The organism is Sporosarcina quadrami, assembly GCF_014836615.1.
In the GTDB taxonomy this organism is placed as follows: Bacteria; Bacillota; Bacilli; order Bacillales_A; family Planococcaceae; genus Sporosarcina; species Sporosarcina quadrami.
This window is the reverse complement of the sequence record NZ_JACSQN010000001.1, coordinates 338,427-350,328: the sequence shown is the minus strand read 5'-3', so window position 1 is coordinate 350,328 and position 11,902 is coordinate 338,427. Positions and strand designations below refer to the sequence as shown.

Sequence of the window (11,902 nt, the reverse complement as noted above, 5' to 3'; positions counted from 1 at the left end):
AAATAAAAGACCGCCAATATGGTTTTAAGATAACCATTTCGGCGGTGTATTTTTTGACCAGTATATATCACCCAGTGAATGGTGGACTGTAAAGTCATCATCTACAGTATGATAATGGAAGTTATAAAAGTATCCATCTTGCGGTCTCTTTTCAGTACGTACATGGAATCGTATTAAATCGCTATTTGAATCTTTGTCAGTTACGTGAAATATTTTTTCTGAATAGTGTCCTGAAGGTTTTTCCGTGATCGCAAGACGTCTTTTTTCCAATCCTCCTGCTAAGGCAACTGTTTCTTCGATGACTTGTTCAATTCTCGGGAAAATGATATCATCAAATTCATTTTGAATGATAGGACCAATTTTTGAACCGAATTTCAAATAAGCCATCTCTTTAGCCGGCGTGAAAAGATCGTTATCAATAGAAGGAAATGAATCGAACATATCGCGTTCAAATATCGAGTCTTCCATGCCCAGCTGTAGTTCATGTTTGGAGGAGTTAGGGATATCTGTTTCCCGCGTGTCATCTTTAGGTTGAAGGTTCGTCCATATTTCATGATTTGGTGAAATGACGCCTAGTGTTAGGACAGCGACTGATGCGATTAGTAATCGTTGTAAATATAGTTTCAACTTTTTCACCTACTTTTTATCTTTTAATAGTTCAGTTTTTAATTGCCAGATTTAATACTTCTATTGATTAATACGAAAAAAACTTGAAAAGGTTTCATATTTCTTCTATTCATTGTACAATACAATTGAACAATATTGTTGGGTCTTATGAAGGAGGTTTTATAAATGAACGTAGAATTGCTAATGGGAATTGGAATGCTCGTACTCGTCCTTTATTTAAGCTCATTGAACTTTACTAATTAATATTAAAAAGCCCGTCCCATTCCATTTCGGAAGAGACGGGCTTTTCATTTAGATAGAAACCCGAAATGGAATTTAGTATTTGGCCGAACGTTCCGATGTAAGTTGTATTGTTCAAACAGAGGAGAATCGAAACGAGCTTTTACGACGACTCGTTTTTTGCTTACTCGGTATGCTTCTGTCATCCATTGTTCGGTCAACTCATTATGCACCCCTACTTGACGTAACGATGTGAAATTCGTTGATTCTTCAATAGGGATGTGAAACATCGGATCCATATAGACGACGTCTACAGACGCATCGGGCTGCATTTGTAAATAGTCGAGTGCATTTGAGTGGTAAACCTTGATGTTTGACATTGCCTTTAAAAGCGCCTCGGAGTCGCTTTTATAATTGCATAACCCATATTGAACAATGAATGCAACTACGGGATCCGCTTCAATACCGATACACTTGCCCTCTGCACCTATTATATAAGATGCTATAATGCTATCCGACGCTAGACCGAGTGTACAATCGAGAAAAGTCTCTCCTGATTGCAGATTAGCAGCTTCTATTAACGGATCGAATTCTCCATTTTGTAATCTCTTCAGTCGAAAAGCAGCTGAATTAGGATGAAAGAAAAACGGCTTCTCCATACCTGTCCTAAACAATTCATATCGGTCTTTTCCAGCGACAAAGACATCCGCTCCAAGTTCTTGTTGCAACCGGTTGATTGATTTTTTGTTTCGCTGAACAATAGGAAAACCTAATTCTTTTTGTGCAATTTCTGCTAACTTGACAGATTTATCATCTGGTCTACCCGCTGTCGTAATGATGGTAGTCATTTCTTGCAAACTTGACTGAGCACTCCAATTAGATGGTCTTTAATCTGTTCCATTTCAAAGTTTTCAATTTGCTCTCTTGGGATGAAGTAAGCAAGTTTGCCGTCTTGCCAAATAGCGATAGATGGTGAACTTGGAGGTACTTCCGGGAAATAATCCCGCATCATTAATGTAGCTTCTTTGTCTTGACCTGCGAAAACCGTTAGCAGGTGATCTGGTTTATTATCAACTTCATTTAATGCTTCCCTTACAGCCGGTCTTGCTAATCCTGCAGCACATCCACACACAGAATTGATGACGATTACTGCAGTACCGTCAAGATTATCCATTGTTTTTTGGACATCCTCTTCCGTTGTCAGTTCAGTAAATCCATATTGAACAAGTTCTTCACGCATTGGTTTAACAATGCCTTTCATATATTCATCGTATGCATTCATGTTGTTTTATCCCCTTTCATTTCTTCACACTCATTTTACATGGTCAGCGTCGTAATTACATCTTTTCACAACCAAGAAGCAACACTAAATTAGTTTACATAATAAAATTATGCGTAAATCAAAAAAACGAAGACAGATTTCACTTTAATACTGTCTTCGTTCATCCTTCACAACATACACACTTATCGATTCGTTGTAAATCTGACTAAGAAATCTTTCAGCCGAGCACTTTTCGGTGTGACAAGAATTTCTCTTGGATCTCCTTGCTCTTCAATAACGCCTTCATTTAAAAACAATACACGATCGGCTATATCTAGTGCAAAATCCATTTCATGTGTGACGAGAATCATCGCCATATCCCCTGCTTTTGCAAGATCCCGTATCACTTCCAGGACCTCACCTACAAGCTCCGGATCAAGTGCGGATGTCACTTCATCAAACAACATGACTTTAGGTCTCATCATTAGAGCACGAGCCATTGCGACTCGTTGTTTTTGACCACCTGATAACTGATTTGGATATAACTCCACTTTATCGGAAAGACCGACCTTATCCAACATTTCAAGTGCTGTTTTCCGCACTTCATTTTTATCCTTCTTGCTGACGATTGTCGGAGCAAGCATACAGTTTTCCAGTATAGTCATATGAGGGAAAAGATTAAAGTGTTGGAACACCATACCGATATCTCCACGGATACTACGCAAGTGTTTATCATCAGCTTCAATATATTCACCTTTTTTATCTGTCATCTGCCATAGATTACGCCCATTCACTTCGATTATTCCCGAAGTCGGTTGCTCCAACGTCATCAGTAATCGGATAATTGTCGTCTTACCCGAACCACTTGGTCCGATCAAAGCAACTTTCTCGCCTGGTAGAATGTCCAGATCAATGCCTTTGAGAACTTCCACATCACCGAATGATTTATGGATATCTTTATATTGTACAATTGGTTCTTCCATGAGATTTCTCCTTCACTTTATAATGTAGCCGTCTTTTTATCAAAGCGTCGATTGTACTTCTTTTCCAATCTGCTAATAAGCAGTGCAGATGGATAGCTTAATAGAAGGAAGAATAACGCGACGACTGTTAAAGGCTCAACATATTTGTAATATTGTGCTCCATAATCATTCGCTAAATGTAACATCGCGACAACACCGATTGTTGAAGCCAAAGGAACTTCTTTGAACATGATGATCAAATAGTTTCCAAGCATCGGAATCGTCGGTGGTATAGCTTGAGGTAAAATGATATATCTCCATTTTTGCGCAGTCGATAAGTTAAGTGCTGTTGATGCCTCCCATTGGCCTTTATCAACACTTTCAATACCAGAACGATAAACCTCTGATGTGTACGTACTGAAATGTATTCCAAGACCAAGTATCGCTGCTACAAACGGGTTAAGTGTCACGCCAATAACAGGTACGACTGGCCAAGCGTAGTAAATGAAAAAAAGCTGCACAAGAGGTGGAGTCGATCTTATAAACTCAGCAATCCATCTAAATAGCCAATTTACAGGCTTAATAGGAATACGACTCATGAATACCCAGAAGAAACCGGCAATCATCGCAAATAAATAGCACGCAATCGTCAGTCCGAGAGTAATCCACAGACCTTTGAATATCAAGGGGATTGTTTCAATGAATACTTCCCAACTCCAAGTCATCCGTGAACCACTCCTTTCTTAGCGACTTTTTCCATCTTCCTCGTAAATCCGATAAGCGGTAAGGCAAGAAGAAAGTAAAAGATAAGAATGAGTATATAAACAGTCGGTGCTTCAGTCAGATGTGTGCTTCTGTAAATATTCCCGTAATACAAGAAATCGGTTAAACCGATAAGCGATACTAGTGATGTCGCTTTTAATATTTGTATTAAGTAATTACCGTATTCCGGCAACATCATCCGAATTGCTTGTGGAATGATTATATGACGCATCCTTTGAAATCGTGATAGATTCAAAGCGATTGAAGCTTCTGTTTGTCCAGGTGGGACTGATAAAATCGCTCCTCTTACAATTTCAGACATATACGCTCCGTAATTTAACGAAATTGCCAAAACAGCCACCCAAATATCGCTGCCTAAATGAATATTGAATAAGCCCGGCAATGCATAGGAAAACCAAAAAAGTTGTACGATTAATGATGTACCTCTAAATATCTCTACATAAAATTTCGTAAAGCCTGTTAATAGACGATTATTTGACACTCTCGAGAGACCTGCAACTAACGCTATTATCGTTGAAAGCATCATAGATAGTACTAGTACAATAAGGGTTACTTTTAAACCTTTCAGTAAGATAAGGGATATATCGGGTATTGAACTCATACAAACAACTCCAATTATATTCTAGTGGTTTTTTACAAGGTAAAGAGGTTAGGGGTCATACCTAAAAAGGCGTGACCCCCGTTTATCCTGCTTAGTAATTTTCACCGCTACAAATACTTTCAGTCGTAATTGCCGGATCCACTACGTTCATTTCTTCTGTAAATCCGAATGGTTCAATTAGTGCAGCAATCTTGCCCTCATCTTTCAATTTCTTAAGTTCAGCGTTATAGGCCTCTCTTAATTCATCATCGTCAATTCGGAATGCTGCAGCGCCGTAACTTGGTACTCCTTCGATATCCGGTTGTTCAAAATCCTCGACGAATTCAAGTTTATCTTGATTCGCTGATTCCAAGGCCATTTTAATCGTCATTTCCGTACCTGTTGTTGCATGTGCACGTCCTGACTCAACTGCAGCAAATGATGCAGGAATATCAGGCACCATCATAATTTGCTTCTCATCCACACCTTCACGCATCATGAAGTCTTTTTCAGTTGCTCCACTCATGACTGCTACTTTAATATCTGGGTTTGCAGCAATATCAGCATAACTGCGAAGATTTTCAGGATTCCCTTTTGCAACGATCAATCCCTCTCCGTATTGCATTTCAGGTTCACCGAATTCAACACTTCCGCAACGATCAGGTGTAATTGCCATTCCCGCTGTGATGACATCAAACTTCCCCGCACCGAGTCCAGGTATTAAGTTACTGAAGTCTGATAGTTTACCGTCCACTTGCTCTATACCAAGGTTTTCAAAGACAGCTTTTGCGATTGCAACTGCTCCTCCTTGCAACTCACCATTATCATCTTCGAATGCATATGGCTTCTCATTTGCGAAGCCTACTTTTACTACACCCTTATCTCTCAATGAATCCAGTAAACCTTTGTCTCCGCTTGCCGAAGATCCTTCTTTGCTGCCGCATGCGGCAAGAATTAATGCAACTACCATGGCCAAAATACTAAACTTGAATTTTCTCACAGTCTTCCTCCTTTATTTTTTAATCAAACATTGTAGTTCGATAGTTTACAGACTATCATAGGTAATTTTAAACATCAACTCATTATCGGTTGCTTTAACATTTAAGCAACCAAGCGAACCTTTTTAAACCCTTTAGTATCAACAATTACTAAAGAAAAATTTTTTTCGGAATATTTTATGTGTATTACTTAATTTGAAATGTAACCGTTCTCTTTTATATTATTTTTTCCATTTCGAGATTGAATTTCATCGGATTTCATAACCACATTAATATAAAAATAAAAAAATCATCGACCACTGAAAAAGCCTTCAGCAGTCGATGATTCGACAATTATTTCATTTACCAATCAGATTCAGCGATTACCGCCACTACGCGCTTCAGTCATTTGTTTCCATACAGAACCTTTCGCTTCTTCACCTTCAGATATACGGGCAATCGCCATTCCGATTTGAAGTTTCACTTCGAATTCAGAATCATTCTCAGCCGCTTTTAAAGCAGGCAATGCATTCTCAGTCCCTGCTTCATAAAGGAACATAGCAGCACGCCATCTTACAAGCTTATTTTTGTCTTTTAAAGCGTTAATAGCAGCATCTTCAAATCCAACAAAACCTAAGTCACTCATGCAGTCACCCGCTGTTCGACGTACAGCCCAGCTTTTGTCGACTAGTGCTTTCTCTACATAAGGAATGACCGATTCATCTTCAATCATGCCGAGATATACGGTCGCAAGGCGTCTTATTGACATCTTTTCATCATCAAGTGCTTTATCGAGCAGAGGCAAATCAGATAAATCAGGATCAGGCATTTGATCAATGAGTTGAAATCTTTTTTCCCATTCATCATTTTCGAATTGAGCAAGTGTCACTTTTACTTTTCCAGCATCCTGAGACTGCCTATCCTCTTCGGATCGATTGATAATTTCCTTTAATCGTTCTTCAGGATAAGCGGCTTCCACTTCAGCAACAACTGTATCGCCTATTTCACTTTTATCGCCGTAACGTATTCCATAATCCGCCCATTTTCGCAAAAGAATATAGTTCTCCACTTCCGAACTATGAACTTTTTCCATCGCACTTACAAAGCGCTCATGTAATCCAAAACGCAGTTCAGATTCGCTATCAAACACCTTCACTTGCAAAGGGATATCTTTATACGTTTGCACGTGCACATACACTTCTCCATAATTATCGATAACAATTTCCTCGTCCGCCTCATCTTCTTCTCTATGTTCATCATTGAAAACAGCTTGAACTTGGGCAAGAATATCTTCCCACTGTACATTACCTATTCGCTCAACAGCCATGAAATTCATTACATGATAAATTCCTTTTACGCCTTTAATTGCAAGTATTCCCGAAATCGGATAAGGTGCACTTTCCTCATCTTCCTTCTTATAATTACGTCCGATACCCGATGCAAGCTCTTCATCGACTATAATTTTCATTGAGTTTGGGCTTGGTGTAGGTTCGATTGTTACTATTTTCACTTTAAATCACTCCTCTTATTATGCATTAGCTATTTCCTGCAAATACGTCCATCTCTCAATAAGCTGTTCATATTTACTGTTTAATGCGTCCAACTGCTTTTGAAGATCACTTAACTTGTCATAGTCAGAGCCAAATTCAATCATCTTCGACTCAGCATCACAAATTTGGCCTTCAATTGTTTCTATATCTTTTTCGATTGTTTCCCATTCTTTCTTCTCAGCATATGTCATTTTTTTCTTTTGATTAGTTTGAGCCGGAACAACTTCAACTGCTTCTTTCTTTATCGCAACCTGTGGAGCTTTCTTAAAACTCATTTCTTCCAGGAAATCGGTATATGTGTTGAAGGAAATTTCAATTTCACCTGATCCGTCAAGTACCCATAATTTTGTTGACGTCCTGTCTAAGAAGAAGCGATCATGCGAGATTGTGAGTACAACACCTGCAAACGAATCGATAAACGTTTCAAGCACTGAAAGCGTTTCGATATCAAGATCATTTGTCGGTTCATCTAACAATAGAACATTCGGTTGTTCCATAAGCAACTTTAACAAGTAAAGTCTCTTTCTTTCTCCACCAGATAATTTCCCAATCGGAGTGCCATGGGCGGAGCTAGGGAACAAGAATCGCTCAAGCATCTGGGTCGCCGATATACGGACACCATTGCCATCCTCGATATCATTGGACGTTTCCCTAATATATTCAATAATTCTTTTATTCTCCTCCATTTTCGGCAGTTGCTGATGGAAGTGGGCGATTTTCACTGTACTTCCTTTTTCGATATGACCTGAGTCGGGCTCTATCTCTTCAGCAAACATTTTCATCAACGTCGTCTTGCCGACCCCATTCGGCCCTACGATTGCAATTCTATCGCCTGACTGCAAAAGACTGCTAAAACCGTTAATAATCACTTTACCGTTATAAGACTTTGATATCTCCTTAACTTCGATCACTTTTTTACCAAGGCGCGAAGTCTTCAGTGCAACATCCATTTCTCCTGAATGATCGTTTTTGGATACCTTCTCTTCAAGTTCCTCAAAACGGCCGATGCGGGCTTTCTGTTTCGTCGATCGAGCTTTCGCTCCGCGACGAATCCACTTTAACTCTGTTCGATAGCGATTGCGCATCTTCGCATCCGTCGCTTCAGACATTTCTTCCCTGATGGCTTTGGATTCCAAGTAATCTGCGAAATTCCCTGTATGAGAGTAAAGTGTCCGGTCCGCCAACTCAAAAATATGTGTCGATACTTCATCTAGGAAATAACGGTCGTGTGTGATGAAAACGACAGCCCCTGATTCATTTTTCAAATAATCTTGTAGCCATTTAATGGATTGGACATCAAGATGGTTAGTCGGCTCATCTAGTAATAGCAGATCTGCCGGCTCTATGAGTACTTTTGCCAATGAAACGCGTTTTTGCTGCCCACCTGAAAGTTCTCCCATCTTCTTATCAAAGGAATCAATTCCTAATTTGGTTAAGATCATACGCGCTTTCGTATTTAAATCCCACGCAGAATTATTATCCATCTCGTTTTGCATATGTGAAAACCGTTCCTGGTTTTCTGTGGACATCGGATCGTCAGTCAACGCGATAAGTGCATGCTCATATGCCAAATTCACTTTCAAGACTGGAGCAGCTGATGTAAATACCGTTTCCATGACGGTAAGTTCTTGGTCAAGAATAGGATCTTGGGGCAAATACGAAATGCTGTATTTGTTTGGATGCTCTTTATTCAAGCTGTCCGCTTCTTCGGTTCCTGCAATAATTGATAGAAGCGTTGATTTTCCAGTACCGTTTATACCGATTAGGCCAACTTTCTCACCTTCAACGATTGTGAAAGCAATATTTTCGAAAAGGGTTTTCTCCCCGACCGTTTTCGTTAAGTTTTCCATAATTAATTGACTCATTCAAACACATCCATTTCTAGTAACTGCATATGTCCATAATAGCTCATATCGAGCTTTTTTTATATGCGAACGTATTTTTAACGCCATTTACCTTTTCACCTACAAACTAAGAACAACTACACATAAGTCTAATTTCTGTATTGAAGCTCTGTTACCGGGCAACATACAAACGTCGATTTAGAATTCAAATCATCGTCAACAGTTAGAAAAATCTATAAATTAATTATTATAATATAACATAATATTATCCCCTAAAATAATCCAAAGGTCTAAAAATACTGCTAATTCGCCATTAATCGATATTTTATCTTCAGTGAATTTAGTTTTGACAAGTAAATTACTTATTTCGTATAATGATAAGCAGTAAGGGAGGAGTGTACTCAATGACACGGTTGCAGAAAGAAGAAATTGTTGAAAGTGTTCCTCAAACTGGATTTTTTGGCCATCCTAAAGGGCTATTCACTTTATTCTTTACAGAATTTTGGGAACGCTTTTCATATTATGGTATGAGAGCAATCCTCGCCTTTTACATGTATTACGAAGTGTCTAAAGGTGGTTTGGGAATCGACAAAAATACGGCACTCGCCATTGTCTCGATTTACGGTTCATTAGTGTATATGTCAGGTATTATCGGTGGCTGGCTCGCTGACCGTATTTTTGGTACTTCTAGGGCTGTTTTCTTCGGTGGAATATTTATTATGCTCGGTCATATTGTTCTGGCTATGCCTGGATCATTGACGATGTTCTTCATTTCGATGGTGCTTATTGTTATCGGAACAGGACTTCTAAAACCGAACGTTTCCACAATGGTTGGAGATATTTACAGTAACGATGATGTTCGTAAAGATTCAGGTTTCAGTATTTTCTACATGGGTATTAACATGGGTAGCTTTATTGCACCTTTAACTGTCGGAACATTAGGTCTAGAATATAATTTCCACCTAGGTTTTGGACTAGCTGCTGTAGGAATGTTCTTCGGACTTCTTCTATTCGTCTTTACAAAGAAAAAGAATTTAGGCTTAGCAGGGACACAAATCGCTAATCCATTAAGTCCGACAGAGCGAAATCGTATGATAAAAATCGTCATTTCAGTTGTTTTGGTTCTAGGAGCGCTTATTGCCATTTCCATACCTAGAGGCTGGTTGACATTCGACTCATTCATTAAGTTCGTAGGTGTGTTAGGCTTCCTAATTCCATTCTCTTATTTCTTCTATATGTATAGAAGTAATAAGACTACTAAAGACGAAAAGTCGAGAATTTTAGCGTATATTCCATTATTCCTTGCGTCCGTCATGTTTTGGGCGATTGCGGAACAAGGTTCAACAATTCTTGCATTGTATGCGGATACACGTACAAACTTGGATGTATTCGGATTCCATATTTCTCCAGCATGGTTCCAATCTTTAAATCCGTTGTTCATTATTATTTTAGCACCTGTTTTTGCTTGGCTTTGGATTAAAATGGGCAGAAAACAACCGACTGTACCACAAAAGTTTTCATTCGGTATTTTACTTGCCGGTATTTCATTCATTGTCATTTTAGTGCCAGGCTATTTAGGCGGAACGGATGCACTTGTTAACCCAATGTGGTTAGTGTTAAGTATTTTCATTGCCGTCCTCGGTGAACTGTGCTTGTCTCCTGTTGGACTATCGGCAACGACGAAACTAGCGCCTGCTGCGTTTTCCGCACAAACAATGAGTTTATGGTTCTTATCCAATGCTGCGGCACAAGCTTTGAATGCCCAGATTGTTCAATATTACTCACCTGAAAATGAAATGATGTATTTTGGTATTATCGGTGGAATAGCGATTGTATTGAGTATTATACTTTTCCTCATTTCGCCTATCATTTTACGATACATGAAAGGTGTCCGTTAACCTTTCAAATAGAGAGCATTGTAAGCATACCCCTTTCCGGGTATGCTTTTTTCGACTTAATTTCTATTATGAAACTAAATTGAATAGACTAAGCTATACGTTGAAAAATTATGATAGCCAGAGATGAGGTGTTAAATGTATTTCGGGTTAACTATCGTTCTTGTAATGGTTTTATTATTACCTTTTGCAGTAAAGAGCATTGAAAGCAATTTGGAATCATTTCTATTCACAATGGGCGTACTGGCTGTCGTTATTAGTGGTGTGTTAAATAAGGAGTTACTATCTACCGCACTAAGTGATCCTATCAACATTACGTTTGCAGTTATAATAGCAGGACTCCTATTCCGCTTATTTCAGAAACCTTTTGAGAAAGTTGTTAGGTACGTCTCTCGACACATGCCTTTTCCATTGTTCGTTGCGATTATCGTCATCGGTTTAGGTATAGTCTCAAGTGTCATTACAGCTATAATCGCCGCTATTATTTTAGTTGCAATTGTAAGTGTGCTCAATTTATCAAGAAAAGATCAAATTCGCATGGTCGTTATTACATGTTTTTCAATTGGTATGGGAGCAGTTTTGACACCTGTTGGAGAACCATTGTCGACAATTGCAACGAGTAAAATGAATGAGACATTCTTTTACTTATTAAAACTATTAGGCGTCCAAATTATTCCAGGAATTTTTGCATTTGGAATTTTGGCTGCTATTATTGTCAGAAAGCCTGCTCGGAAACTTGGAATTGCTCCTAGAAATAAATTAGAAACAATACCAGAAATCATCATACGAGGCATTAAAGTATATATTTTCGTTATGGCCTTAACATTACTCGGAGCAGGTTTCGAGCCATTCATTGAGCGATTCCTTTTGAACATTAATCTCTATGCACTTTACTGGATTAATATGGTTTCTGCCGTTCTAGATAATGCTACTCTAGTAGCAGCGGAAATCAGTCCTGAAATGTCGGAGTCTACGATTCAAGCCATTTTACTCGGATTAATTATTAGTGGCGGCATGTTAATACCTGGTAATATTCCCAATATAATAGCTGCAGGAAAATTACAAATTACAAGCATTGAATGGGCACGTATCGGTGTTCCTGTCGGTTTACTTTCCATGATTGTATATTTTATCGTTATCGTATTTTCTTGACGAGAATTTCTTCTTTGCAAGATGAAAAACCGCCTATTCATCAGAATAGACG

The 11,902-nt window shown here is 38.7% G+C and carries 11 protein-coding genes; 2 read left to right on the top strand and 9 right to left on the bottom strand.

The genetic code is table 11. The annotated features are described in order from the left end of the window. Positions 1–24 precede the first annotated feature (24 nt). The 9 genes from H9649_RS01795 to H9649_RS01755 all read right to left on the bottom strand — a co-directional run bounded on the left by H9649_RS01795 (position 25) and on the right by H9649_RS01755 (position 8,824). The gene (locus H9649_RS01795; protein WP_318241636.1) at positions 25–636 is read right to left on the bottom strand and encodes a YpjP family protein; all 612 of its coding nucleotides are present in this window, start codon (positions 634–636) and stop codon (positions 25–27) included. Between the two features lie 278 nt (positions 637–914). Beyond that, complete coding sequence (locus tag H9649_RS01790; protein WP_191692982.1) at positions 915–1,694, bottom strand: class I SAM-dependent methyltransferase; 780 nt, start codon at positions 1,692–1,694, stop codon at positions 915–917. Further along, the gene (locus tag H9649_RS01785) at positions 1,691–2,128 is read right to left on the bottom strand and encodes a BrxA/BrxB family bacilliredoxin (protein ID WP_191692925.1); all 438 of its coding nucleotides are present in this window, start codon (positions 2,126–2,128) and stop codon (positions 1,691–1,693) included. The genes H9649_RS01790 and H9649_RS01785 overlap by 4 nt, the downstream gene beginning before the upstream one ends. Before the next feature lie 182 nt (positions 2,129–2,310). Next, complete coding sequence (gene ehuA, locus H9649_RS01780; protein ID WP_191692924.1) at positions 2,311–3,090, bottom strand: ectoine/hydroxyectoine ABC transporter ATP-binding protein EhuA; 780 nt, start codon at positions 3,088–3,090, stop codon at positions 2,311–2,313. A gap of 17 nt (positions 3,091–3,107) precedes the next feature. Further along, complete coding sequence (gene ehuD / locus H9649_RS01775) at positions 3,108–3,794, bottom strand: ectoine/hydroxyectoine ABC transporter permease subunit EhuD (protein WP_191692923.1); 687 nt, start codon at positions 3,792–3,794, stop codon at positions 3,108–3,110. Then, positions 3,791–4,453 (bottom strand): amino acid ABC transporter permease, encoded by a 663-nt coding sequence (locus tag H9649_RS01770; protein WP_191692922.1) that lies wholly within the window; start codon positions 4,451–4,453, stop codon positions 3,791–3,793. Before H9649_RS01770 ends, ehuD begins: the two co-directional genes overlap by 4 nt. Before the next feature lie 91 nt (positions 4,454–4,544). After that, entirely contained in the window at positions 4,545–5,432 is an 888-nt protein-coding gene (gene ehuB / locus H9649_RS01765) for an ectoine/hydroxyectoine ABC transporter substrate-binding protein EhuB (RefSeq protein WP_318241635.1), read from the bottom strand. A gap of 353 nt (positions 5,433–5,785) precedes the next feature. Then, a complete protein-coding gene (locus tag H9649_RS01760; protein WP_191692921.1) occupies positions 5,786–6,919 on the bottom strand; it encodes a virulence factor in 1,134 nt (377 codons plus the stop codon). A gap of 18 nt (positions 6,920–6,937) precedes the next feature. After that, positions 6,938–8,824: an ABC-F family ATP-binding cassette domain-containing protein gene (locus H9649_RS01755; protein WP_191692920.1), complete on the bottom strand. Its 1,887-nt coding sequence runs from the start codon at positions 8,822–8,824 to the stop codon at positions 6,938–6,940. A gap of 383 nt (positions 8,825–9,207) precedes the next feature. Here H9649_RS01755 and H9649_RS01750 point away from each other — a divergent pair, with 383 nt between their 5' ends. Both H9649_RS01750 and H9649_RS01745 read left to right on the top strand, forming a co-directional pair. Beyond that, positions 9,208–10,701, top strand: a complete 1,494-nt coding sequence (locus tag H9649_RS01750; RefSeq protein WP_191692919.1) for a peptide MFS transporter — start codon at positions 9,208–9,210, stop codon at positions 10,699–10,701. Positions 10,702–10,836: 135 nt separating this feature from the next. Continuing rightward, positions 10,837–11,850, top strand: coding sequence for a DUF1646 family protein (locus tag H9649_RS01745; protein ID WP_191692918.1), 1,014 nt, complete (start codon positions 10,837–10,839; stop codon positions 11,848–11,850). Positions 11,851–11,902 lie beyond the last annotated feature (52 nt).

Coding starts and splice junctions, on each gene's coding strand:
- H9649_RS01755 (WP_191692920.1), bottom strand. CDS start 8,824: ATGAGTCAATTAATTATGGAAAACTTAACGAAAACGGTCGGGGAGAAA.
- ehuD (WP_191692923.1), bottom strand. CDS start 3,794: ATGACTTGGAGTTGGGAAGTATTCATTGAAACAATCCCCTTGATATTC.
- ehuA (WP_191692924.1), bottom strand. CDS start 3,090: ATGGAAGAACCAATTGTACAATATAAAGATATCCATAAATCATTCGGT.
- H9649_RS01785 (WP_191692925.1), bottom strand. CDS start 2,128: ATGAATGCATACGATGAATATATGAAAGGCATTGTTAAACCAATGCGT.
- H9649_RS01770 (WP_191692922.1), bottom strand. CDS start 4,453: ATGAGTTCAATACCCGATATATCCCTTATCTTACTGAAAGGTTTAAAA.
- H9649_RS01745 (WP_191692918.1), top strand. CDS start 10,837: ATGTATTTCGGGTTAACTATCGTTCTTGTAATGGTTTTATTATTACCT.
- H9649_RS01790 (WP_191692982.1), bottom strand. CDS start 1,694: ATGACTACCATCATTACGACAGCGGGTAGACCAGATGATAAATCTGTC.
- H9649_RS01750 (WP_191692919.1), top strand. CDS start 9,208: ATGACACGGTTGCAGAAAGAAGAAATTGTTGAAAGTGTTCCTCAAACT.